This window comes from Bradyrhizobium sp. 139 (assembly GCF_023074175.1).
GTDB lineage: Bacteria > Pseudomonadota > Alphaproteobacteria > Rhizobiales > Xanthobacteraceae > Bradyrhizobium.
Window position 1 is genome coordinate 209,747 of the sequence record NZ_JADPKS010000107.1, and the last position, 21,521, is coordinate 231,267.

The window sequence follows — 21,521 nt, forward strand, 5'->3', positions numbered from 1 at the left end:
AGTCCCACATCCGCAACGACATCGTCCGCCTCGGTTTGAACTACAAGCTCTTCGGCGGCTAGAAGGTCCGGGCGCGGAACTTCCAACGCGCGATTGTGAATTGAGGCGGGACGCCTTTTGCAGGTACGACTGGCACTGGAGGCGTCAGCGATCTGTTCGTCAAGCCCGTGTCCATTCTTGTCACCTCACAATCCCTTTCGATCAGCCGGCGGGCCTTCGCCAAGGCGGCCATGCTTCCGCTCGCAGCCAGCCTCGCGCGACCGCGCAAGGCCAAAGCTGATTCCGACATGATCGCGCAGATGCGCGACATCGTCGCCAACGAGCTGGCACCGACCGCGACCCGGGACCAGCCGGGCGGCCTCGCCGCCGCGCTCTGTGCCGGCCGCCATGTCGAGTTCTTCACTTTCGGCTTTGCCGACGACGCCACGCGAAGGCCGGTCACATCGGATACGCTGTTCAACCTTGGTTCCCTGCGCAAACCATTCGAGGCGACGTTGGTGGCGCTGGGCTCGCTCCGGGGTGAATTGCGGCTCGACGACCGCCTGCCGAAATATCTGCCCGAGCTCACCGGAGACTATGTCCGCCGCGTCACCGTCGGCCAGCTCGCCACGCACACGTCGGGCATTCTGCTTTCGACCGACCATCCGCCCTGGCCGAACGACTCCTTCACGCAGGCACAGCTCATCGACATGTTCAACGCCTGGAAGCCCCAGGCCGGCGAAGCGCCCGGCAGGCAGCGCGTCTACAGCCATGCCTGTTACGTGCTGCTTCAGCTCGCGCTCGAGCGCTGCTACGGCGCGCCCATCGCAACCCTGATCGAGCAGCGCATCCTTGGGCCGATCGGCATGAGTGCGACCTCTCTGCCCGAGCGCAGCGAGGACAACCGCGCCGTCATGGACGAGGCCTGGATGCAGCGCGTGGTCCAGGGTTATTCGGATCAGGGCATGGCGATCGGCCCACCCGGCAACCAGCAGAGCTACTTTGATTTTCCCGGCACCGGCCAGATGTTTTCTTCCGCACGGGATCTTTCGGCTTTCGTATCGGCCTGCGTCGATGGGCGGTCGATCGACCCACATTTGCGCGAAGCCCTGCGGATGACGCAGCACGAGGCCTTCCGCGTCGATGACAAGTTCGGACAAGGCATGTCCTGGGAGACAGTGCATCTCCCCGGCGTCAGCGTCGTCGACAAGCCGGGCGGTCTCAACAACGCTTCCGGCTATGTTGGCCTCATGCCGGCACGGCGGATCGGCATCGTGCTGCTCGCCAATCGCGGCGAATATCCGCACGAGATCGCCCGTTACAGAATCCTGCCGACCCTGGCGAAACTCGTGGCCTCGCACTGAGGCGTCCCTTCGAAACAGAAAGCCATGGCTGAGCCGGGGCTTTCCATGCAGGACCGGAACGGGATATTCAGTGCACCATCCGTGCGTGGCGACGACCGGTCCGCCGAACTTGTAGTTCACGCCGACGCGCACGATGTTCAACTTGATATCGACGGAGTGCGTGTAGACGTTGCTCGGATATTGCGTTGCGCCGCTGACCAGATCGGTGCTGGTCGCGGTGCTGCGGCCGAGATCGACATAGAGATATTCGGCCTTGAGCGACCAGCCACCGCCGAAGGCATATACGGCGCCGACACCTGCGGCCCAGCCGAGGCGCGTATCGCGGATCGCAGCCGACTCCGTCGCCGCGAAGAACGTGTCGGTGAAGTTGAAATTGCCTCTGACCTCGGCGATCGCCGACTCTGCGCGCCTCACACCGAGCGCGTTAGTCCGCCATCGACGCGGATGTTCTGGCCGGTGATGTAGGCCGCGCCATCGGACGCCAGGAATGCGACCGTCGCCGCGATTTCGTCGACCTTGCCGTAGCGCTTCATCGGCACACTGTCGCGCCGCGCATCGGTCTGCGGCAGGCTGTCGATCCAGCCGGGCAGCACGTTGTTCATGCGGATGTTGTCGGCGGCATGGGTGTCGGTGAAGATTTTCGTGAAGGCGGCAAGGCCCGCGCGGAACACCGCAGAGGTCGGAAACGTCGCGCTCGGCTCGAACGCCCAGGCAGTCGAGATGTTGATGATGGCGCCGGTCTTCTGCGCCTGCATCACCGGCGTCACCAGCCGTGTCGGACGGATCACGTTGAGCAGATAAGTGTCGAGGCCGGTGTGCCATTGCTCGTCGGTGATCTCCGTGATCGGCGCGCGGGGCCCATGACCCGCGCTGTTGACGAGCACGTCGATGCGTCCCCATTTGGCCATTGCCCCGTCGACGAGCCGCTTCAGATCGTCGTTCGACTTGTTGGAGCCGGTGACCCCTAACCCGCCGAGTTCGGCTGCCAGCGCCTCGCCCTTGCCGGAGGACGACAGGATCGCGACGCGAAAGCCGTCCGCCGCAAGCCGCCGCGCAGCCCCTGCCCCCATGCCGCTGCCGCCGGCGGTGACAAGTGCGACCTTCTCTGCTGCCATGGCCGATCATCCCTGTGTTGAGGCGGGCCGCTGGCCCGGCCTATCATGAGGCCTTCTACCGCCGGACCTGCCGGCAGGTCCACCGCCGAAGGCATCCATGATGAGCGATTTGCATATCCGCAACTTGAGCCCCGAGGAGATTACCATCGCCGGCGACTGGGCCGCGGCCGAGGGCTGGAATCCGGGCCGCGGCGATGCCGCCTGTTTCGCGATCCCGGACGCAAGAGGCTTCTTCGTCGGCGAGATCGACGGCGAGCCGGTCGCAACCGTCTCCTGCGTCAATTACGATGATCGCTTCGCCTTTCTCGGCTTCTACATCGTGCGCTCAGGCTTTCGCGGCGCGGGCCACGGCCTGCGCATCTGGAACGCCGCGATCGCACATGCGGGCGCCCGCGTGATCGGGCTCGACGGCGTCGTGGCGCAACAGGACAATTACAGGAAATCGGGCTTCAAACTTGCCTACGCCAATATCCGCTACGGCGGCAACGTCGCCGCGCCGCCGAAACCCGCCGACGTCGTCGCGCTCGACACGATCCCGTTCGCGCCCGTTGAAGCCGACGACGCTACCGTCTTCCCAGCCGCGCGCGGCGCCTTCCTGCGCGCCTGGATCAACACGCCCGGCCATCTCGGCCGCGCGCTGCTGCGCGACGGCAAGCTCGCCGCTTGGGGCGTGATCCGGCCCTGCCGGACCGGCCACAAGATCGGCCCGCTTGTCGCCGACGACCGCGGGGCGGCGGAAGCGATCGCGCAGGCCCTGCTGGCAAGCGCAGGTGCCGGCGAAATCTTCCTCGACGTCCCCGCCGTCAATCGCGAGGCGATCGCGCTCGCGGAATCGCTCGGGCTCAGGCCCGTGTTCGAGACAGCGCGGATGTATACAGGCCCGATCCCGCCGCTGCGGATCGACCGCGTCTTCGGCGTGACCAGCTTTGAGCTGGGCTAGCTAAGCGGAATACGCCGCTCAGTAGCAGCGCATGATGTTGACGGTGTGCTCGCCGCCGCCGCGGCCGGGCACCGTCACCTGCTCCGTCGGGCAACTCGGCACATAGGGCCGGTCCGACGGCACCACGTTCGGCGGGAAGCGATGGGTCCAGTCCCAGGGAACGTCATACGTATAGGTGTAACGCACGTCGCTGGAGAGCGGCTGCCCGACATCGATAAAAGGCTGGCTGTAGCCTGCGTTGTCGTAGAAGAACCCGCCGCCGCCCGGCCAGTAGACCCACGGCGTGTTACGGCCGCGGAACCGGGCACCCGGCGCGATCGGCGGACGCGCCACCGCGCCGGAAGGCGCGGCGGCCAGCCCATGCGCGGCGGTGCCGCCGGGCCGTCCAAAACTCTCGCTGGGGGCAAGAAGCAGCGCGGCTGCGCTGAGCGAGGCGAACAAGGCCCCAAATGATCTGCCAAGTGATCTGCCATGTGATCTGGACATCATGATACGCACCAACTCGTTTCGCTTCACGATTGCGGCTCCCCGCGGCACGCTAGGCCGGGCTGTCAGCCCCCTGCAAACCTATAATTAATTGTTGGTTAAGGCACGGGACTAATCGAGAACATGGTGTGGCAAGACGCGCGATGTCCCCCGCCCGTCCGAGGCATTCGTTCCGTGGAACGTAGGCTCATAACCAGTTGATCGGAGTTGATCGCGCCCAGGCGAGTGCGTCCGGAACGCTTCCCCATTGCAGTCGTTGGCCCCGACACAAGCAAGGAGCATCCCATATGCAAAACAAGTCAAAACTCCTCTGCCTGATCACGGCATCACTCGTCGCAGGCACCGCAGCGGCCTCAGCCCAGGGCTATGACTGGAACGGACCGCGCGTGGGATGGGACCGCACCGCCCCTGCTTACGAACCGGTTCAGCCGCGCGCCTACTATCCTGATGTCGCCGGACCTTACGGTGCGCTGAACGGCTCCAACCATCCGACACCGAGTTCGACGCAGGGCGATGTCGGCCCTGACGGCAACAACAACGGCACGCTGACCGGCAGCTATCGCTGGTAGCGCCCTCAGTTTCGCTACAAGACCCGCCGGTCCGTCGACCGGCGGGTCTTTTCTTTTGCGGCGGCGCATTGCAAGCTGAAGCAGCGCCACTGTCCCCCACCCTCCGCCACATGCACTTGAGTGCGATAGCCAAGATCGTCCCCGGACGCACATCGAGCAAGACGAATCCGTGGACGCCTGGCCATCTCCCCGTCCCTTCTGCATGCTCCTTGAGTCTTGTAACAAGACTGTCATACAGCAAAACTAAACGATGGACGGGGCCGCGGTCGCGGCCATTGCCGCCTCACCGCAGGGAGATTTTGATGCGCCGTTCACTGGTGTTGCTGTCCGCCGGACTGACAGTCCTGTCCACCGGACTTGCCTGCGCCCAGAACAACACGCCGCGTAACCTGATCCTCTTCATTCCCGACGGCCTGCGCGCGCTGAAGGTGACGCCCGAGACGGCGCCGGCGATGGCCGAGATCCGTGACAAGGGCGTCAATTTCAAGAACCCGCACTCGCTCTTCCCGACCTTCACCATGGCCAACGGCTCGGCAATGTCGACCGGCCATTATCTCGGCGACACCGGCGTGTTCTCCAACACGATCTGGACCAATTACACCTCCGTCCCAGCCGGCAACACCGTGGTCCCCTTCATTGAGAACGACGCCGTGCTCGGCGACATCGACGAGCATTTCAAGGGCGACTATCTCAATGAGGAAACCATCCTCAAGTTGGCCCGAGACAAGGGATTCAGCACCGCCGCGCTGGGTAAACATGGCCCGACCTATCAGTTCGACCACACTGACAAGCCCGAAAAGGCCGGCCTGCATTCGGTCGTGTTCGACGATGCCACCGGCGGCAAGAACGGCGTGGCGCTGTCGGACGAGGTGAAGGCGACGCTGACCAAGGCCGGCCTGCCCCTCGCCACGCCGCCGCGCGGCGACAATTCCAAGGCGGGTGACGCCAAGACGCCGGGCACGGTGGTCGCCAACGTCGCCCAGCAGGCCTATTTCGCCGACGTCGCGGCCAAGGTCGTGCTGCCGATGTTCAAGGCGCGCAACAAGCCCTTCGTGCTGGTGTTCTGGTCGCGCGATCCCGATGGCAGCCAGCACAACACCGGCGACAGCCTCAATCAGATCAAGCCCGGCATCAACGGGCCGACCTCGATGGCCGGCATCAAGAATGCCGATGACAACCTCGCCCAGCTCCGCAAGGCGCTCGACGAGCTCGGGCTCGCTGCCAGCACCAACATCATGGTCCAGGCCGACCACGGCTTCTCGACGATCTCCAAGGAAAGCAAGACCAGCCCCTCGGCGAAAGTCAGCTATGACGACACACCGAAGGACTTTTTGCCGATGGGCTTTCTGGCGCTCGATCTCGCCAAGGCGCTCGACCTGCCGCTGTTCGATCCCAACGACAAGAATGCAAAGATCGAAGGCCATAAGCATCCCAAGGCCGGCAACGGAGTGCTCGGCAAGGATCCGGAGAAGCCCGATCTCGTCGTTGCCACCAATGGTGGCTCGGACCTGATCTATCTGCCGAACAAGGACAAGAAGCTGGCGGCAAAAACCATCAAGGTCCTGCTCGAGCAGGACTACGTCTCCGGCCTGTTCGTCGAGGACTCGCTCGGCCGCTTCCCGGGCACGCTGCCGCTGTCGAGCATCAATTTGCGCGGCAAGGCAGCGACGCCGACGCCGGCGATCGTCGTCAACTTCCGCTCCTATGCCAGTGATTGCGGCGAGGCACCGACCAACTGCTCGGTGCAGGTCGCCGACACCGTGCTGCGCCAGGGCCAGGGCATGCATGGCAGCTTCAGCCGCGGCGACACCATGAACTTCATGGCCGCGATCGGTCCGGACTTCAAAGCCGGCTTCGTCAACGAGCTGCCGGTTAGCAATGCCGACGTCGGCATGACGGCGGCCCAATTGCTCGGGCTGCGCGGCGCGCAGAACGGCAGCCTCGTCGGCCGCGTGATGTCGGAGGCGCTGCCCAATGGCATCGTGCCGAAGGCGTACAAGGCGGTCGAGAAGTCCAAGAAGTCCGAGAACGGCCTTCAGACCGTGCTCAACGTCCAGCGCGTCGGCAACCAGCGCTATTTCGACGCCGCGGGCTTCCCCGGCCGCACGCTCGGGCTGGATCCGGACGCCGGCAAACAAAAAACGGCGGTGAAATAACCCGCCGCTTTCTATCGCGCCTCGCAAGGGGCGCGATAATCTCGAGTACCCAAATCTTACATGCCCAAAATCTTACATGCCCAGAATCTTACATGCCCAGAATCTTACATGCCGATGTCGAACACGTTCGGCAATTGGCCTGCCAGAGGCATTGCGGTGGCGCCCAGGAAGGTCGCCACCATCGCCATCAGGCGACGGTTGTTCTGGCGCTTGCCGCGCATCTGGCCGGCAATCCACTCCAGCATCTCGCTATTGACCTTGGAGGCGTACGACGGCGCCCAGCTCTCGATGTCGGACTCTGCCGACAGCGCGACGCTGCGCGGCGGCACCTTCAGGCCCGAGGCGCTCGCGGCATAATGGGCAACCGCCTTGGCCAGCAGATCGTCGAACCGGCCGCCATCGGTACGCTCGGTCGCGGCCTCGTTGATCTCGAACAGCGCTTCGGCTTCGGCCCGGCTGACCGGCTGGTCGTTGACGGCCGTGGCGGTCAGGATGCGCGTGCACCAGGCGGTGTCATCGGTATCGAGCGAACGGGAAAAGTGGACCCGGCCCTTAGTGGTCGGGCCTTCGCCCGTGATCACGCCGTCGCGCACCACAGTGAGTGCATGGGCCGCGGTATCGCGGCAGGACGGTTCGAGCGACGGCGACTCAGCAGACTTATGCGCAGCGGCAGACATAGTTCACTTCCAGATTTCTTCTGATCGACCAGCATTTTCATGCGGGCGTAAAGGGGTGGTTAATGATTCGATACGGGGTTCGCGACTTTTCTTGATGGTTGCCAATTGGTCGCTATCAGAACCGTTTTGGTTCCATCAAGCGTCGGGCCAGTGTGATGTGGGTCATAAACGGCTTTATCGGGGCGATCGAGACCGTGTGGCTCCGGTGGAGATGTTTCGCTGCAGGCGCGGCTGTAACAGAAAGGTGCTAAGATATTGGGCCTTCAGAGAAGGAATTCACATTTTACTTGAGCCGGTTCACTTAGGATCGGGGAAACCCTATACTAACGGCGACGGCCAGAGATGAATTCCCGAGTAAATTCAATGTGATGAGGTAGAACCATGACACTTCCGATCGGCGTTACCGCCCCCGACTTCGAAGCCGAGACCACCGAAGGGAAGATCAAGTTCCACGACTGGATCGACAATAGCTGGGCGCTCCTTTTCTCGCACCCCAAGGACTTCACGCCGGTTTGTACGACCGAGCTCGGCGCGCTCGCGAAGCTGAAGCCGGAATTCGACAAGCGCGGCGTCAAGCTGATGGGCCTCTCGGTCGATCCGGTCGACCGCCATTCCAAATGGTCGGAGGACATCAAGGAGACGCAAGGCGCGGCTCCGAACTATCCGATGATCGGCGACACCGACTTCAACGTCTCGAAGCTCTACGGCATGCTGCCGGCCTCGACCTCGGGCGATCCCCTCACCCGCACGCCGGCCGACAACCAGACCGTCCGCAACGTCTTCATCATCGGGCCGGACAAGAAGATCAAGCTGGTGCTGGTCTATCCGATGACCACGGGTCGGAATTTTCAGGAGATCCTGCGCGTCATCGACTCGCTCCAGCTCACCGCCAAGCATCGCGTCGCGACGCCGGCCGACTGGTCGCAGGGCGACGACGTCATCATCGCCGGCTCGGTGTCCAACGACGAGGCGAAGACGATCTATCCGCAGGGCTGGAAGGAACCGAAGCCCTACATCCGGATCGTGCCGCAACCCAAATAATCAAACCGTTGTTTCGGGCGAGGCAGCATCGACTCGGAAAATCGAGATTCCCTGGTGCGCAATTGCGTACCAGGGAATGGTGCTTCGCGGCGCCCAGGAATGACTATATTGGAGCCCTCAGGCCGCGTGCACGCGGTCCAGGAAGCCGTCGACCTCGGACTTCGGATGCAGGCTCTCGCCTGACAGCGCCTGGGCAGAGGCAAACATCCGGCTCGAGGTCTCACCCGTCTCGCTCGCACTCCTTGGCGGGCGCGGCCGCCATTCTCCTTCCTCGCCGCCCACGCAAAGATCGCAAAGGTTGAGCGTTGCTTTGACACAATTTTGAAACCGGCTATCGTTGTCGCTCCATACAAACCGTGGGGGACGATATGGACGACGAGAAGCCGATCATCGAACAGGCGATGGACACGATCACCACCGCCGTGGAAGCGACCAAGGAAGCCGCGGTCACCGCCGTCAAGAAGGTGAGGAAAGCCGCCAAGAAGGTCACGAAGAAAGCAGCGCCGAAGAAGGCTTCCAAGAAGAAAGCCAAGAAGACTTCGAAAAAGGCGGCCAAGAAGTCGTCGAAGAAGGCGGCCAAGAAGACCGCCAAAAAAGCTCCAAAGAAAGCTCCGAAGAAAGCCGCGAAAAAGAAAAAGGCCAAGAAGGCCAAGCGCTGATCTCAGCCGAAGGATAGGCCAGAGCAAGCCTCCGGGCGTCGGCGTGCCCGGAGGTATGCGGCAAGACTCCTTATCCTCATCCTCGCCGCCTGGATGCGCGCCGGCCCGGATGGTGCTCGCCCTGCGGATCGCGAAATTCGCTGCGATGGCCGCGCCGGTCCTCAGCATTGAAGCGCCGTCGCTTCTCGGGCGAGCCGAAGGCCTTGATCACCTTCCTGCCATTGACCTTCTTGATGACGTAGCCGCCCTCGGTCATCGAGAACGGTGCCTTCAGCGTCCCCTTGTGGTCGAACTTGGTGCCCTGGGGATGCTCGAACGGTTCGAACCAGGATGGATAGACGAAGTTCGACATCTCAAAGCGGGCGACGACGAAGGAATCCTCCTCCACGGCATCGCACATCTCATAGGCATATTGAGTGTTGGGATTCTTGTCGGCCCAGAGATTGGCCATGGGGTCGAGCACCATCTCGAACAACTCGTGCGAGGCCGCTACGCTGACCGGCTCCTCGCCGAGCGCCTTGACGAAGATCTTCGAGATCGGCTGGCCGCGATGGGTCAGCTCGTGGCGACCAAGCATGTTCTTGTGCGAGGCATCGTCGAAATAGACCAGCTGCCAGTCGGTGGCCTTCGGCTTCCTGGTGACATAGAGATCGACCGGATAGCCCCACACCGGCAGGAAATGCTTGTCGTAGCATTTCTGCAGCGCCGCGGTGAGCTTGCTCATCATGCGGCCGCTGATCGTCTCCTCCGTGTAGTTGATGCAGGCAATCCGGACCGGCTTTAGGGACCTGCCGAGCAGCGCACGTCTCGCCTTCTTCATGGAAATCACCGTGCAAAAGGGAAGCTGAAATGCGTTCAGCCTAACACGAATGCGCCGCACACGGCAGGGATGTATTCCAACGCCCCGCGCTGTACGTCTAGACACGCCGGTTGACGACGAATACCGCCGCCGCGCACATCGCCATGCCGGCGATCGCCAGCGCATCGAGCTTCTCCCCGAACAGCAGATAGGCCATCAGCGCGGTGACAGCGGGCACCAGATAGAACAGGGTCGCAACCGAGGTCGCCGCAGCGTGGCGGATCAGCCAATACAGCAGTCCGATCGATCCGATCGAGAGCGCTACGGCGAGCCAGCCAAGCGCGAGCACGAACTCCCGCGTCCAGTGCACGACGCGGTCCTCGAACAGGAAGGCGCCGGCCGCGAAGAAGGCGGTGACGGCCACATATTGCACGAGATTGCCGGCGCGCCAGTCAATGTGGTTGCAGTAGCGGCGCTGGTAGAGCGTGCCGAGCGTGATGCTGATCAGCGCGACCACCGAGGCCAGCCAGCCGAGCCCGGCTTCGCCGGTCATCGGACGGCCGTGCAGGATCAGCACCACGCCGCCGAGCCCAAGCACGAGCCCCGCCCATTGCACCGGCGTCACCTTCTCGCCAAGCCAGCGGTTGGCGATAGTCGAGGTCAGGATCGGCTGAAGGCCCGGAATCAGAGCGGAGAGCCCGGCAGGGATCGAATGCGCGATCGCAATCGCAGTGCCGCCGAGATAGAAGCCATGGACGAGGATGCCGGCAACAGCGCTGTGCGCGATGTCAATGCGGTCCGGCCATTTCGGTTGCGCAATGCCTGCGATGATCGCCATCAGGCCGACCACGATCGCCATGCGAATGGCAAGATAGGTCAAGGGATCCGCGTTGTTGATGACGTATTTGGTGCCGATGAATCCGGTGCTCCAGAGCACGACGAACAGGATCGGCGCGGCGCGGGCGGTCAGGGCTTCTTGATTATGGCTCATTGCCGCCCTCATTGCCCCACCGGGGCCTATGCGGCAATGCGAATTTCGGCGAGTTTCGCCTTGGCGATGCTGCGCTGCGACAGACGGCGGCGGTTCAGCTCAGCCGCTCACCATTCGTCCGGGCAGGGGTCGATGATCTTCCAGAGCTCGACCCCGTTCTTGATCTTCTTCATGTCGGTGGTCAGCCCGCCATTGCGGCGAATCCAGTCCTTCACCTTGTCGGGATAATAGGACATCAGATCGGACGTCCCCTCCGCGCTGGTGACCTTGATGCCGAAGGTGAAGGCCTTGTCGTAATAGGCTTGGTGAAAGCCGAGGCTGGCGCGCGGCGTTACGCAGATCTTGTTCATCGGCACCATGCCAAGCACCAGGGTGCAGGCCGAGTTGCAGATACCGTCGATGATGACGCGCTCACCCTTCTCGCGGACGCGCTTGTATTTGGTCTTGTACTCCTCGACGTAGCCGCCGTGGTCGCGGGTGATGTGCAGCTCGGCGCGCGCCGGCGCGGCGGCGGCGACGGAGAGCAACAGCAGGCTCAAAGGCGTGATGCGCATGGCGGCGTGATGGCGAAAGCCTTCAGGAATGGACCGGCCTCGAGGGACCCGCAGGGTTGATCCTTGGGGCCGGCGACAGGATTCTTTAGCGAATTCTCTTTGGCCATACTTGTGTGGGGAATTCGTTAAGCATCCCGAAAAGGCCAAAAATGGGCAGCCTTCGACCCACCTCCGGCAATTCTGTCACACCCACCCGGGAATCTGCGGGATTGGCCCCAATTTCCGGGCCCCGGACGGGTGTCCCGGCGGCCCGAAATGGCTATAAAGACCTGACCTATTCGCGCGGGTTCCGGAGAATCGAAATGAGCACGTTGAAGCTTGTAGCCGCGGTTGTTGCCCTGTCGGCCGCAATCCTCGCCCCCAGCCTTGCGGAGGCGCGGGGACATCACCGGTACCACCGCTCCTACGCCAACCCGCTGCCCTACCCGATCAGCTATGTGCACAATTACGGCCCCGGCATCGCCCCCGGGACCTTCGCCTTTTACGATGGCCCGTCGACCAACCACTGCTATCAGAGCGCAGCGGCCTATGTCGGCCAGGACCGCCGCCGGCACCCCTGCTACTGAGGGGGGCCCCGCGCCCTCTTGCGGGGTGCAGCTATTTGGCGGCGCCCGACAGCAGGAATTGCTTCTCGATCTCGTAGACCGGCAGCTTGACGAGGTCCTTGCCGACCTCGCCTTGGAGCGCCTTGCGTACCACGTCCGAATAATCGGCGCGGATGATGCGGAGCGCGCGCGGTGAGGCCACCATCGTCAGCGCCGAGGTCTTGCCCGCGCTGATGGCCGCGTCGAGCCGGCCGGCGGGTGTGGAGGTTCGGAAACATCTCGTTGCCGAGATTTTCCAGAATAAGCGCCTTGCGCCCGTCGCACACGACCAGCCAGTCACCCTTGTCTATTCTCATCTTGTCCATTGCACAGTTCCAAGCAACCTCGCTGGCCTGCTCTTCGAATTCCTCGAAAGGCTGGCCGCAGCGGCAAGACCAGGGACGAAACCGTGCCGGCGAATTGCGCAGGATCAAGCATGGCGACGATGTCCTGCGGGGCCCCGCCAACGCAAGCGCAGCATTGGTCACGCGCGCGAACCTGGGACGGTCTGACGGAGCTAAAGGTCAGGCCTGCGGCGAACTGGCCGAAGATTCGTTCATCAGCAGTACATTTCCGCTCCGCCACAATTTGATCAGAACAACTTCGGTATCCTGTATTGCGTAAGCGGAGGACGACATCATGAATCCCAAGATTGGCCTCGCCGCCGCATCCTTGTGCGGTGCCTTGTTCGGTGCCTTGGCGGCATCGCCGGCGGCGTCCGCCATGCCCATCGCGCCCGCGCCTGCGGCGCCGCAGGTCTCCGACGTCGAGCAGGTCCGCATGGTCTGCGACGCCTGGGGACGCTGTTTCTGGCGCCCGAACTACTATGGGTATTACGGGCCGCGGCCGTACTACGGCCCCCGATATTATGGCCCGCGCGTTTACGGACCACGCGTTTACGGACCACGCAATTACGGCTATCGCCGCTGGTGATTTCTGGAGGGGCCCTCGGGGCCCCTTCGCTTTTGCGGGATCATGTACTGCGATGCGCGGTCGCGGTTGGCCTGGAGCCATTCCAAAATTGATCTGGATCAAGAATGAAATCCGCACTGCCCGTCATTCTGCGTTGATGGCGGATTTCTTCGTTTTCCAATACCCCCAGACGGGCATGAATGTGCAGACGCACCTTGAGAAGCAGCCAGGCTTGAACGGCGGAGCCTTGAGCCCTTTGCCTGTCCGGCCTGCACGCGGCTCCATTTCATCGACCTCACCACCGGCCAACCGATGAGCCGAGACCGTTGACGGTGACATCGATCTAGCCCGCCTCTTGGCATGATGTCCGCAATACTACTGCCCGGAATCCGGTTTACTGAATCGTGATGTTTCGCCATTGATGGCGATGTTAACGACGTTCATTTAATTGTCACATTGCAGCATCCGGCAGACGCCATGTTCTTTGACGCTCTCGCCCCCTCCTCCGCTCTCCAGTTGATCCGGTTTGCCGATGTCGACGCGTTTCGGCCGGCCGAGTCGATGGAAGATGCCCGCAGCATTCCGCTCGACGTTGCCAATTTCGCCGCGGCGCGCGCGGTCGTGAATCTGCCGGGGTGCCGGATCATCGTGGCGCGGTCGTTTGCGCGGATTCTCGATACCGCCTATCGCGCACCGGGCGGCATGGTGATCCTGCCGATGAATGACGATCTGCGGGCCAGTTCGAGCGGGATAGATCTCGACTCGCGCCTTTTCATCGCCTTGCGCGGCAATCATCATTGCCATTTCGTCGAGCATCAGACCAATTACCACGCGCTGATCGCGTTCTCCCCCGCGCTCAGGGATCGCGGCTGGTTCGATCGCGCCGATGCATTGCGGGTTTGCATCGCAGATCCCGTGGCGCAGCTCTACGCGCGTCAACTTGTTCTCGACATCCTGCGGACCGCGTCCGTAGAGCCGCACATGTTCGAAACCACAGAGGTCGCCGCGCACCTCCAGGAGGGCCTGCTGCTCGCCTTGGACGACCTGTTTCAAATTGACCCGTCATCTGATCGTAGCGCCCCGAATGCGGGCGTGCGATCGGCCAGGCTGGTGCAGCAGATCGACGATTACGTCGCAGCCTATCCGACCGCTCCGATCTATACGGCCGATCTGGCCGGCGAATTCGGCGTCTCGGTCCGGACGCTCGGCGGCGCGGTGAGCAAGGTGCGCGGCATGAGCCCGCATCAATACATCCGCCTGAAGCGGCTGTGGGCCACACGCTCGCGGCTCCTCAAGGGCGGCGGCGCGACAGTTGCCACATGCGCACGCGCCCAGGGATTTCATCACCTCGGCGAGTTTGCCGCTGCCTACCGCGCAACCTTCCACGAAGCGCCCTCCGACACGCTGGCACGGGCAAGCTGACATCAAAGGCGTAGCGCCGATTGCCCGACCTTGGGCTCGCGCGTCGGGCCGCGGTGGAACAAGTTCCTTCGAACCACGCTACCAAGTCCGAACAGGAAGCACCCCGCGCATCCCACACGCGGGGTTTTTCTCGCCGTCAATGAAGTGGTTCAGGGAAAAGATTGTCCACAGCCGCACAATCTCTATCAGGCGAAAAAAAGCAGCCCGACGGCCTCCAGATCAACCTCGGTCCGAATGCACTGAAGATCCAGGATAAATAGAGGGGACTCGCGGATTGCGTCGGCCGGACCTCGGCTCTGGACACAGTTTGGCGCGCTCGGAAGGATTCGAACCTCCGGCCCTCGGAATCGAAATCCGATGCTCTATCCAGCTGAGCTACGAGCGCCCCGGCCCGGGTATTGGGCCGCAACCGAGAAGCGCCGGACCGCTACTGGCAAGCCAGCACACCCGGCGACGTTCGGATCGGTTCGAATTAGCAGAGAGACTGACCAATAAAAAGCCCTCCCTGCCATCATCGAGGCGGTCAGAAGCGCTTTCACCAGGTCGTGTTGAAGAGACCGAAATGAGGCTGCTGCGCCACCAGCATCATCGGCCGGGCCTGCTGCGGCGCCGGATGGGTCCTCGCCACCTTGCGCTTGGGCTGATTCTGGATCTGGGGAGTCTGGGCCTGAGGAAGTGGAGCCTGCGCTTGGACTTGCAGCTTGGTCTCGGTCTTCCTGGCCGCAGCGGCATCGGCCTTTGGGGCCGGCGTAAACTGGGCGAAGGTCTCGCGCACCCGCGTCTTGGCCGACAGCTCGGCCAAAGCCGGCGACATGCTCGCCTGCACCGGCGGCTGAGGCGCAACGACCGCGGCGGTCGTCACAGCGGGTGCGGCAATCGTCGGCTGGCTGGTGTCGAGCACGACACGCTCAGGCAAATGGCGATCGGACCGGATCCGGATCAGGGGCTGATCGTTGCTTGCGGTGGCAATGGCCTGTGCGACCGGTTGCGATGGCAGAACGTAATCCGCCGCGAACAGCAGTGCGAGCAAGGCTCCACCGACAAAAACGAAGTACCGAAAAATGGGCATTGGCCGCGCTCCGCCCCACGCATCCCCGCGTGGACTCTTCGCCTTAAACAGGCGACTTTCTAATTGGTTCCTGCACCCGGCCCTTGGTTCAAATGGCAACCCAAGTTTTTGGGCCAAGACCCCAGGGCAGTAACTTTTCCGCTACCGGAAAATGCCGTCCATTATGTGCGCTGCGCAGCGACCAGCGAACACTTCGCCTGATCGCCGTTAACGTTGATGAAGCCGACGGGGATACGCGCAAAGGTCTTGCGGCTTTTCATCGTTACCGTGTCGGCAAGCACGCGGCTGCGGTCAGTGAGATGACTGCCATCACGCCGCGTGAACGCGCAGACGATCTCCAGATCCTTTACGGCATAGTCATTGTCGTTTCGCAGCGTGAACGTCACCAGCGCCTTCGAGCCGAGCCCGCCGCGGCGCCAGGTCTGCGATGAGATTTTGAGGCGATCGAGTTCTGCCGCAGCTGGAGCCTGGGCTTCGGCAATCGGCGAAACCGCCGCCGCGGCATTGCCCGGTGGTGCGGGTTCGATCGCGGCCACATCAGACTTCACCGGGCCAGACTTCACCGGCTCGGCGCTGTTGCCTTTGGAGAGCGGCAGCAGCATCCAGACTCCGCAGCCGACGATGATCGCCGCCAGCAGCCAGAGCAGGCTTCGGCCAAACGAGACGCTGGCGATCGTCACGGCCCGCGCCAGGCGCTCGCCGCTCCCGGCGAAACGTCCCAATCCGATCCGGTCAAACCTGGCGTTCATGATTGCATCACCGATCGCGGCCGAAGCTCGTTCGACGACAGCCTCGGCCACTGCTTACCTTAATCCGGGAGACGAACTAAGGTTCCCGTGCTGCTGCGAATCGACGGGGACGGTGGCGATCAGCGGCCGGGGCCGCTAACATGCGTTGCAACATCTAAGACCCCGTTGGGAGAAAATGAAATGCCAGTCGTCGTCACTTGGGATCACGTCCATCTGCGCAGCCCCGATCCGGAGGCCACGGCGGCCTGGCTGCGGGACGTCCTCGGTGGCGAGATCGCGCGCGCACCGGGACGAATCGACGTGAATCTCGGCGGCGCAAAAATTTTCATCGCGCCGCTCGAGGGCGACAACGCCGTCAACCCGCCGCCGCCGCACCCGCATCAGGGCCTCGATCATTTCGGTCTCACCGTGAAGGACATCGACGCCGTCGCGGCCGAGATCAAGGCAAAGGGCGTCACCTTCACGCGCGAGCCGACCACGATCCGGCCCGGCGTGCGCATCTGCTTCATCCGCGGTCCCGAAGGCATCTCCATCGAGCTGCTCGAGCGCGACAGGAAATATACCTGACGCGACGCCGCATCTGACGTCGACGACAAGCCGGGCGTGCTGTCGCCCGGCTAAGTCATGCTGCCGGGCATAAAGCAGCGGATCGCGACGCCCGCGTAGCCGTAGATCGGCCAGACCATGGTGCGCCCGACCCGGTTCGGCTCCGCGATGACGGCTTCCTCGGGCACGTCGACCCAGACGAGCTCCTGCTGCTTGCCGTCGATCGCATAGTCATAGCGCGGGACGCGGACACGATAGTGTCCGTCTTTGCTCTCCCAGTCGGTGTCCGAGAGCGCCGAGCCGTCGGCATCGGAGCAGCAAGGCCCCTTGCCGCTGCGCAGGCCGTCGAACCACGCCTTCAAATCGGCATTGGTGTTGACGAATTGGCCGCGGTCGCGCGCGTGCCCGAAGGGGGCTGCGAGTGCGATCAAGGCCAAGGCGCAAGCAAGGCTCGCCGCGCTTCGCCAGCGTGTCGCGCCAGTCTGCCGTTGTGTTTCGCAAATCGTGGGACGCACACTGTACAGATGCGGCTCATCGCCGCCGGAATCGATCCAGTTGCTCACGTTTGTCTTGCTCCAGCACCCCGCAGCCAGTGCAACAATGGCTATGCATTTCGCGGGCCAACTTGATTCGCACCGATGGCCTCGCGTCATGATCAGGCCGCCATCGTGGTGTCATGGACAAGCCGGGACAACTACGGCGCGGCGGCAGGCTCGCACGGCCGTCCGGCAAACTGCCGCGTTGCGCGCGGGAACGCGCTTTGGCATAAAGTTCGACCGGCTACGCCATTGGGCGATGGCGGCCGGCCTGTGGGACGTTATGAAGAACGGCCTCTATTCGATTCACGTAAACCTGCTCGACGGTCGAATCGGCAAGGGCAGCGGCGTGATTCTTTTTCGCGACGGCAAGATTCTTGGCGGCGATGCTTACCTCTATTACACCGGCAGCTACGTGGTGAAGGACAACAACACCTTCAAAGGCGAGGTGCTGGTGCAACGGCACACCTCGCCTCGGGGCGACGACAATCCGCTGTTCGGCGGTCCAGCGCCCGTCGGCGTCGGTGTCAGCGGCACCTACACGGATACCCGCGCGGAGATGACGGGAACAGCGCTCGTCGGCAAGGCCAGCCTGATTTTCAACGCCACCCTGCAGAAGCTCGCAGAAGTCGACTAACTATTCCGCAGCCTGCTCGAGCGGCGCCGTGCGCGGCAGGATGATCTGGATGCGGGTGCCGCTGCCCGGCCCGGAATCGAGATCGAGCCGCCCGCCGAGGCGGTTGGTGACGATGCTGTAGACGATGTGCAGGCCGAGACCGGTGCCGCCCTGATCGCGCCGCGTCGTGAAGAACGGATCGAAGGCGCGGCGGCGGACGTCGAGCGACATGCCGCAGCCATTGTCGGAGAAGATGATCTCGACGCTGTCCTTGCCGGACTCGCGCACCTGGATGTCGATGATCCCCGGCCGTCCGTCCGGGAAGGCGTGCGCCACCGAATTGAGAAACAGATTGGTCAGCACCTGGCCATAGGGGCCGGGATAGCTGTTCATGGTCAGGCTCGGCTGGCACTCGACGTTGAGGGTCAGATTGTGTTTGCGCAGGCCAGGCCGCAGGCTCATCACCACCTGCTCCGTGAGGTCGCCGAGATCGAAGCTGCGCTGGTCCGAATAGTTGCGGTCGGCCGCGACCTGCTTGAACGACTGGATCAGCTCGGCGGCGCGGTTCAGATTGGAGACGAGCTGCGAGGACGCATCGCGGCTGGTGTTGAGAAAGTCGTTCAGCGTGGAGCGACGGAGCTCGCCGCGATCGACTTCGGCGGTGAACATCGCGGTCTTGCGCTCCAGCGCCGATGCGACCGTGAGACTGATACCGACGGGATTGTTGACCTCGTGCGCGACACCGGCGACGAGCCGTCCAAGGGCAGCGAGCTTCTCTGCCTCGATTAGCGAGGCCTGGGTCTCGCGCAGGTTTCGCAGCGCGGTCTCGGCGGATTCCTTGGCTTTGCGCATCTCCTGCTCGCCGCGCTTGCGCTCGCCGATGTCGAGCGCCACCGTGACGATCCGCTCGATCTCGCCCTCGGCATCGAGCAGCGGCAGCTTGTTGACCAGCCATTGCCGCATGTTGCCGGAGGAGTCCTTGTACTCCTCTTCGTAGAAGCCGAGTCCTTTTCGAAGCTTGAGCACCCGCTTGTCGTTCTCGTCGGTCTTGGCCGCGCCGTAGCGCGACATGAGATCCGCCGTGGTGCGGCCGAGCGCATCGCCGGGCTCGATGCCGAAGATGCCGGCCATGTAGCGATTCATCAGAACGTAGCGCAGCTCGGGGTCCTTGACGTTGATGACCGCCGGCACGGTGTCGATGACCTGCTGGAGCAGGCGCCGGCCTTCGGCGATGGCGTCTTCCGCTCTCTTCTGGTCGGTGATGTCGCGCAGCGTGCCCTCGTAGCGGACGATGTTGCCCGCCTCGTCCCGCACGCCGGTGGCGCTGTCGGAGAGCCAGAGGATGTTGCCGCTGCGCTGGCGCACCTGGTACTCGAATTCGCGCACCATGCCGTCGCGCGTCATCAGCCGCTGATATTCGACGCGCGCCTCGGGGTGGACGTAGATGGTGTGGGCGATGTCGTTGATGCTGTCGATGAGCTGCTGCGGGCTGTCATAGCCCATCATCCGCGCCAGCGCCGGATTGGCGTTGAGGAGATCACCGGCCGGCGTCGTCACGTAGATGCCGTCGACCGAGCCTTCGAACAGTTTCCGGTAGCTCTCTTCGGCGAGGCGCTGCTCGGTCAGCGCCCGCACTGCAGCCTCGCGCGCCGTGTCGGCCTCCTCCAGAGCGCGGCGAAACACTTCGGCCGCGCGCGCGATGTCGCCGATTTCGTTGTCGAGGTCGGCCGACGGGATCGAGGTGTTCTTCTCGCCCGCCGCGAGCGCGCGGATCGATCTTGCGATCTGGGCGAGCGGCCGGACCGTCCGCCGCACCACGAAGCCCGCCGCGAGAATGCCGATCAGCACGCCGGTGGAGCCGAGCACGATGCTTTGCCACCGCGCCTCTGTCAGCGTGCGGGCGAAATCGCGCGACAGCACGTGACCGCGCCTGGCGCTGACCTCGCGCAGCAATTCCGTGACGCGGCCGATCAGGCGGCCCTCGGTGCCCAGCACCTCACGGTCGATATCGGCGATCTGCCGCTCCCGGACTGCGACCGCGATGATGGCCTCGGCATAGTCGTTCACGGCCGTCTTCAGCCTGGCGTCCGCGATGTCGATCGTCCGCATCCCCGCCGCAGCCTGCTCGGCCGCGGACGGGTTGCGCGCGAGCAGCCCGAGCGCGATCCGGCTCTGCGCCTCCGACAGGCGGGAGGCGAGCTCGCGGTCCGCCGTGGCTCCGACGGCCACGTCGAACCGGTCGCGCAGCGGCGGCAGGCCGGCGAGCAGCTGGGCGCGGCGGTCGATCAGCGTCGAGATCCGCTCGAGACCATTGCGATAGGTCGCAAGGCGCTCGGTGACCCCGTCGATCATGTCCTGCTGCTCGGGCGCAAGCTCGATGCGGGTCTTCTTCAGGATATCGCTGAGCGTCGAAGCCGCCTCGCCCACCTGCTTGAACTGGATGCCGGCGCCGGGATCGGTGACGAAGTCGCGCGCCGCAAGGCGCAGCTCATTCATGCGGCGGTCGATGTCCTCGGCGAGGTCACCGACGCTCTGGAGCCGCTGCAACTCGGCGAAGGTCGTGTCGATGTGCCGGATCGCGATCACGCTCGCGGTCGAGGTGACGATGATCACCGCCAGCACCAACAGGAAGCTGCCGAAGGTGAGCTGGCCGATGGAGAGCGAGAATGTTCGCTTTTTCTCAGGGGTCGGCGTCAATTCGGCGGACATTGGGGCTTTGAGGACCGGGGCTATTGGAGGCCCAATATACGACGTATTGCGGCCCCGGGGGAACATGCCTTGGCCCGCGGAAAATCCTTAATATTGGGGGCCCGCCGCCCTTCTCCCCTCCGATTATGACGTTTTGACGCTGGCCCGCCACCGGGCCGGGATCGTCATGGCGGCAACGCCGAGGACGACGCAGGCCAGCCCGATCCAGGCGGTCCGGCTCAGGGTCTCGCCGAGCAAGGCGACGCTGATGGCAACCCCGATGGGCACGCGCAGATACGCCTGCGCGGTGGTGCCGACCGAGCCCAAGGTCTGGATCAGGCGGAAGTAGATCGCGAACGCCGCCGCAGTCGAAAACACGGCGAGCGCGAGCAGCGCCAGCACGGAGGCCAGCGAGGGCGACAGCGTCCATGGCTGCTCGACCACCAGCGAAGCCGGGATCAGCACGGCCGCGCCTGCAAGCAGAGAACCGGCCGCCGGCGCCATGGGATCGAGCCCCTTGAAGCCGCGGCCGAAGATCGCGGCGCAGGCGTAGCAGATGGTGGCGGCGACGATGGCGGCCTCCGCGAGGAGGCCGCTGCCGATGCCATGGAAGGCGTCGATGCCGATGATCAGACAAATGCCCGCCATTCCAGCGATCACGCCGACCAGCTTTCGCGGTGTGGTGGCCTCGTGGCGGGTGAGGACTGCCGTGAGCAGGAAGGTGAAGATCGGGCCGGCCGAGTTGAGAATGGTGGCGAGCGCGGCATCGACATGGCGCTCGCCCCAGGCGATCAGCGTCCAGGGGATGACGCTGTTGAGCACGGCCTGGAACGCAAAACGCTGCCATGTCGCCCTGTCCATCGGCATCCTGATGCCGCGCACCCACATGACGACGAGCAGCAGCAGGCCCGCAATCGTGGTCCGTGCCGCGATCAGCGTGATCGGCGGAATGGTTGCGACGCCGAGCTTGATAAAGGTGTAGGAGCCGCCCCAGAGCGTCGCGAGTGCGACCAGCAGCCCCAGCTCGACGGCGATGTTGGTGTCCTGCCGGTTGTCCATAGTGCGTTCC

At 63.7% G+C, this 21,521-nt stretch carries 23 protein-coding genes, 1 tRNA gene and 2 pseudogenes; 11 read left to right on the forward strand and 15 right to left on the reverse strand.

Annotation, left to right across the window (positions count from 1 at the left end; genetic code table 11):
* Nucleotides 1-287: 287 nt before the first annotated feature.
* Entirely contained in the window at nt 288-1,343 is a 1,056-nt protein-coding gene (locus tag IVA80_RS25070; RefSeq protein ID WP_247437084.1) for a serine hydrolase, read from the forward strand.
* Nucleotides 1,344-1,424: 81 nt separating this feature from the next.
* On the opposite strand, the pseudogene IVA80_RS38675 reads toward IVA80_RS25070, so the two are convergent.
* Together IVA80_RS38675 and IVA80_RS25080 are read right to left on the reverse strand one after the other, a co-directional pair.
* Nucleotides 1,425-1,742 (reverse strand): annotated as a pseudogene (locus IVA80_RS38675) (outer membrane beta-barrel protein); the annotation flags it as partial.
* 11 nt (nt 1,743-1,753) lie between these two features.
* Nucleotides 1,754-2,458, reverse strand: a complete 705-nt coding sequence (locus IVA80_RS25080) for an SDR family oxidoreductase (RefSeq protein WP_247436749.1) — start codon at nt 2,456-2,458, stop codon at nt 1,754-1,756.
* A gap of 100 nt (nt 2,459-2,558) precedes the next feature.
* Between IVA80_RS25080 and IVA80_RS25085 the strand changes: the two genes are divergently transcribed.
* Nucleotides 2,559-3,398: a GNAT family N-acetyltransferase gene (locus IVA80_RS25085; RefSeq protein ID WP_247437086.1), complete on the forward strand. Its 840-nt coding sequence runs from the start codon at nt 2,559-2,561 to the stop codon at nt 3,396-3,398.
* 18 nt (nt 3,399-3,416) lie between these two features.
* Here the strand turns inward: IVA80_RS25085 and IVA80_RS25090 are convergent, their stop codons facing one another.
* Nucleotides 3,417-3,887, reverse strand: a complete 471-nt coding sequence (locus IVA80_RS25090) for a hypothetical protein (protein WP_247436751.1) — start codon at nt 3,885-3,887, stop codon at nt 3,417-3,419.
* Nucleotides 3,888-4,171: 284 nt separating this feature from the next.
* Here IVA80_RS25090 and IVA80_RS25095 point away from each other — a divergent pair, with 284 nt between their 5' ends.
* Complete coding sequence (locus IVA80_RS25095; protein WP_247436754.1) at nt 4,172-4,453, forward strand: hypothetical protein; 282 nt, start codon at nt 4,172-4,174, stop codon at nt 4,451-4,453.
* Between the two features lie 302 nt (nt 4,454-4,755).
* The gene (locus IVA80_RS25100; protein ID WP_247436756.1) at nt 4,756-6,609 is read left to right on the forward strand and encodes a nucleotide pyrophosphatase/phosphodiesterase family protein; all 1,854 of its coding nucleotides are present in this window, start codon (nt 4,756-4,758) and stop codon (nt 6,607-6,609) included.
* A 104-nt stretch (nt 6,610-6,713) separates the two neighbouring features.
* Here the strand turns inward: IVA80_RS25100 and IVA80_RS25105 are convergent, their stop codons facing one another.
* The gene (locus IVA80_RS25105) at nt 6,714-7,286 is read right to left on the reverse strand and encodes a hypothetical protein (RefSeq protein WP_247436759.1); all 573 of its coding nucleotides are present in this window, start codon (nt 7,284-7,286) and stop codon (nt 6,714-6,716) included.
* A gap of 381 nt (nt 7,287-7,667) precedes the next feature.
* On the opposite strand from IVA80_RS25105, the gene IVA80_RS25110 reads away from it, so the two are divergent.
* Together IVA80_RS25110 and IVA80_RS25115 are read left to right on the forward strand one after the other, a co-directional pair.
* Complete coding sequence (locus IVA80_RS25110) at nt 7,668-8,327, forward strand: peroxiredoxin (protein ID WP_247436761.1); 660 nt, start codon at nt 7,668-7,670, stop codon at nt 8,325-8,327.
* A gap of 368 nt (nt 8,328-8,695) precedes the next feature.
* The gene (locus tag IVA80_RS25115) at nt 8,696-8,986 is read left to right on the forward strand and encodes a histone (RefSeq protein WP_247436763.1); all 291 of its coding nucleotides are present in this window, start codon (nt 8,696-8,698) and stop codon (nt 8,984-8,986) included.
* Nucleotides 8,987-9,062: 76 nt separating this feature from the next.
* Here IVA80_RS25115 and IVA80_RS25120 read toward each other — a convergent pair whose 3' ends face one another.
* From IVA80_RS25120 to IVA80_RS25130, 3 genes are all read right to left on the reverse strand, one after another.
* Nucleotides 9,063-9,806, reverse strand: coding sequence for a hypothetical protein (locus IVA80_RS25120; RefSeq protein WP_247436765.1), 744 nt, complete (start codon nt 9,804-9,806; stop codon nt 9,063-9,065).
* 97 nt (nt 9,807-9,903) lie between these two features.
* On the reverse strand, nt 9,904-10,776 hold the full coding sequence (locus tag IVA80_RS25125) for a DMT family transporter (protein WP_247436768.1): 873 nt from the start codon (nt 10,774-10,776) through the stop codon (nt 9,904-9,906).
* Nucleotides 10,777-10,883: 107 nt separating this feature from the next.
* Complete coding sequence (locus tag IVA80_RS25130; RefSeq protein ID WP_247436771.1) at nt 10,884-11,330, reverse strand: hypothetical protein; 447 nt, start codon at nt 11,328-11,330, stop codon at nt 10,884-10,886.
* Nucleotides 11,331-11,632: 302 nt separating this feature from the next.
* Here IVA80_RS25130 and IVA80_RS25135 point away from each other — a divergent pair, with 302 nt between their 5' ends.
* Nucleotides 11,633-11,896: a hypothetical protein gene (locus IVA80_RS25135; protein ID WP_247436775.1), complete on the forward strand. Its 264-nt coding sequence runs from the start codon at nt 11,633-11,635 to the stop codon at nt 11,894-11,896.
* A 31-nt stretch (nt 11,897-11,927) separates the two neighbouring features.
* Here the strand turns inward: IVA80_RS25135 and IVA80_RS25140 are convergent.
* A pseudogene (locus IVA80_RS25140) lies at nt 11,928-12,240 on the reverse strand (host attachment protein).
* 198 nt (nt 12,241-12,438) lie between these two features.
* Nucleotides 12,439-12,639: a hypothetical protein gene (locus IVA80_RS25145; protein WP_247437104.1), complete on the reverse strand. Its 201-nt coding sequence runs from the start codon at nt 12,637-12,639 to the stop codon at nt 12,439-12,441.
* Here IVA80_RS25145 and IVA80_RS25150 point away from each other — a divergent pair.
* Together IVA80_RS25150 and IVA80_RS25155 are read left to right on the forward strand one after the other, a co-directional pair.
* Nucleotides 12,554-12,847: a hypothetical protein gene (locus IVA80_RS25150; protein WP_247436778.1), complete on the forward strand. Its 294-nt coding sequence runs from the start codon at nt 12,554-12,556 to the stop codon at nt 12,845-12,847. The genes IVA80_RS25145 and IVA80_RS25150 overlap by 86 nt on opposite strands.
* Nucleotides 12,848-13,303: 456 nt before the next feature.
* Nucleotides 13,304-14,248 (forward strand): helix-turn-helix domain-containing protein, encoded by a 945-nt coding sequence (locus tag IVA80_RS25155; protein WP_247436781.1) that lies wholly within the window; start codon nt 13,304-13,306, stop codon nt 14,246-14,248.
* 308 nt (nt 14,249-14,556) lie between these two features.
* On the opposite strand, the gene IVA80_RS25160 is transcribed toward IVA80_RS25155, so the two are convergent.
* From IVA80_RS25160 to IVA80_RS25170, 3 genes are all read right to left on the reverse strand, one after another.
* A tRNA-Arg gene (locus IVA80_RS25160) sits at nt 14,557-14,633 on the reverse strand.
* Between the two features lie 150 nt (nt 14,634-14,783).
* Complete coding sequence (locus tag IVA80_RS25165) at nt 14,784-15,317, reverse strand: hypothetical protein (RefSeq protein ID WP_247436784.1); 534 nt, start codon at nt 15,315-15,317, stop codon at nt 14,784-14,786.
* 161 nt (nt 15,318-15,478) lie between these two features.
* Complete coding sequence (locus IVA80_RS25170; RefSeq protein ID WP_247436786.1) at nt 15,479-16,066, reverse strand: hypothetical protein; 588 nt, start codon at nt 16,064-16,066, stop codon at nt 15,479-15,481.
* Between the two features lie 180 nt (nt 16,067-16,246).
* On the opposite strand from IVA80_RS25170, the gene IVA80_RS25175 reads away from it, so the two are divergent.
* A complete protein-coding gene (locus IVA80_RS25175) occupies nt 16,247-16,633 on the forward strand; it encodes a VOC family protein (RefSeq protein ID WP_247436791.1) in 387 nt (128 codons plus the stop codon).
* Nucleotides 16,634-16,683: 50 nt separating this feature from the next.
* Here the strand turns inward: IVA80_RS25175 and IVA80_RS25180 are convergent, their stop codons facing one another.
* Nucleotides 16,684-17,175 (reverse strand): hypothetical protein, encoded by a 492-nt coding sequence (locus tag IVA80_RS25180; RefSeq protein WP_247436794.1) that lies wholly within the window; start codon nt 17,173-17,175, stop codon nt 16,684-16,686.
* A 256-nt stretch (nt 17,176-17,431) separates the two neighbouring features.
* On the opposite strand from IVA80_RS25180, the gene IVA80_RS25185 reads away from it, so the two are divergent.
* Nucleotides 17,432-17,785 carry a GrlR family regulatory protein gene (locus IVA80_RS25185; RefSeq protein WP_346348017.1) on the forward strand — a complete coding sequence of 118 codons (354 nt, stop codon included), beginning with the start codon at nt 17,432-17,434 and terminating at the stop codon, nt 17,783-17,785.
* On the opposite strand, the gene IVA80_RS25190 is transcribed toward IVA80_RS25185, so the two are convergent.
* Complete coding sequence (locus tag IVA80_RS25190) at nt 17,786-20,473, reverse strand: PAS domain S-box protein (RefSeq protein ID WP_247436800.1); 2,688 nt, start codon at nt 20,471-20,473, stop codon at nt 17,786-17,788. It abuts the gene before it with no gap.
* Nucleotides 20,474-20,596: 123 nt separating this feature from the next.
* Nucleotides 20,597-21,511 (reverse strand): DMT family transporter, encoded by a 915-nt coding sequence (locus IVA80_RS25195; RefSeq protein ID WP_247436803.1) that lies wholly within the window; start codon nt 21,509-21,511, stop codon nt 20,597-20,599.
* Between the last annotated feature and the right edge of the window lie 10 nt (nt 21,512-21,521).

What these genes read in the sequence shown, in the direction of transcription:
- IVA80_RS25070 (WP_247437084.1), top strand. Translation starts at nt 288, where the DNA reads ATGATCGCGCAGATGCGCGACATCGTCGCCAACGAGCTGGCACCGACC.
- IVA80_RS25080 (WP_247436749.1), bottom strand. Translation starts at nt 2,458, where the DNA reads ATGGCAGCAGAGAAGGTCGCACTTGTCACCGCCGGCGGCAGCGGCATG.
- IVA80_RS25085 (WP_247437086.1), top strand. Translation starts at nt 2,559, where the DNA reads ATGAGCGATTTGCATATCCGCAACTTGAGCCCCGAGGAGATTACCATC.
- IVA80_RS25090 (WP_247436751.1), bottom strand. Translation starts at nt 3,887, where the DNA reads ATGATGTCCAGATCACATGGCAGATCACTTGGCAGATCATTTGGGGCC.
- IVA80_RS25095 (WP_247436754.1), top strand. Translation starts at nt 4,172, where the DNA reads ATGCAAAACAAGTCAAAACTCCTCTGCCTGATCACGGCATCACTCGTC.
- IVA80_RS25100 (WP_247436756.1), top strand. Translation starts at nt 4,756, where the DNA reads ATGCGCCGTTCACTGGTGTTGCTGTCCGCCGGACTGACAGTCCTGTCC.
- IVA80_RS25105 (WP_247436759.1), bottom strand. Translation starts at nt 7,286, where the DNA reads ATGTCTGCCGCTGCGCATAAGTCTGCTGAGTCGCCGTCGCTCGAACCG.
- IVA80_RS25110 (WP_247436761.1), top strand. Translation starts at nt 7,668, where the DNA reads ATGACACTTCCGATCGGCGTTACCGCCCCCGACTTCGAAGCCGAGACC.
- IVA80_RS25115 (WP_247436763.1), top strand. Translation starts at nt 8,696, where the DNA reads ATGGACGACGAGAAGCCGATCATCGAACAGGCGATGGACACGATCACC.
- IVA80_RS25120 (WP_247436765.1), bottom strand. Translation starts at nt 9,806, where the DNA reads ATGAAGAAGGCGAGACGTGCGCTGCTCGGCAGGTCCCTAAAGCCGGTC.
- IVA80_RS25125 (WP_247436768.1), bottom strand. Translation starts at nt 10,776, where the DNA reads ATGAGCCATAATCAAGAAGCCCTGACCGCCCGCGCCGCGCCGATCCTG.
- IVA80_RS25130 (WP_247436771.1), bottom strand. Translation starts at nt 11,330, where the DNA reads ATGCGCATCACGCCTTTGAGCCTGCTGTTGCTCTCCGTCGCCGCCGCC.
- IVA80_RS25135 (WP_247436775.1), top strand. Translation starts at nt 11,633, where the DNA reads ATGAGCACGTTGAAGCTTGTAGCCGCGGTTGTTGCCCTGTCGGCCGCA.
- IVA80_RS25150 (WP_247436778.1), top strand. Translation starts at nt 12,554, where the DNA reads ATGAATCCCAAGATTGGCCTCGCCGCCGCATCCTTGTGCGGTGCCTTG.
- IVA80_RS25145 (WP_247437104.1), bottom strand. Translation starts at nt 12,639, where the DNA reads ATGGCGGACGCCGCCGGCGATGCCGCCAAGGCACCGAACAAGGCACCG.
- IVA80_RS25155 (WP_247436781.1), top strand. Translation starts at nt 13,304, where the DNA reads ATGTTCTTTGACGCTCTCGCCCCCTCCTCCGCTCTCCAGTTGATCCGG.
- IVA80_RS25165 (WP_247436784.1), bottom strand. Translation starts at nt 15,317, where the DNA reads ATGCCCATTTTTCGGTACTTCGTTTTTGTCGGTGGAGCCTTGCTCGCA.
- IVA80_RS25170 (WP_247436786.1), bottom strand. Translation starts at nt 16,066, where the DNA reads ATGAACGCCAGGTTTGACCGGATCGGATTGGGACGTTTCGCCGGGAGC.
- IVA80_RS25175 (WP_247436791.1), top strand. Translation starts at nt 16,247, where the DNA reads ATGCCAGTCGTCGTCACTTGGGATCACGTCCATCTGCGCAGCCCCGAT.
- IVA80_RS25185 (WP_346348017.1), top strand. Translation starts at nt 17,432, where the DNA reads ATGAAGAACGGCCTCTATTCGATTCACGTAAACCTGCTCGACGGTCGA.
- IVA80_RS25190 (WP_247436800.1), bottom strand. Translation starts at nt 20,473, where the DNA reads ATGTCCGCCGAATTGACGCCGACCCCTGAGAAAAAGCGAACATTCTCG.
- IVA80_RS25195 (WP_247436803.1), bottom strand. Translation starts at nt 21,511, where the DNA reads ATGGACAACCGGCAGGACACCAACATCGCCGTCGAGCTGGGGCTGCTG.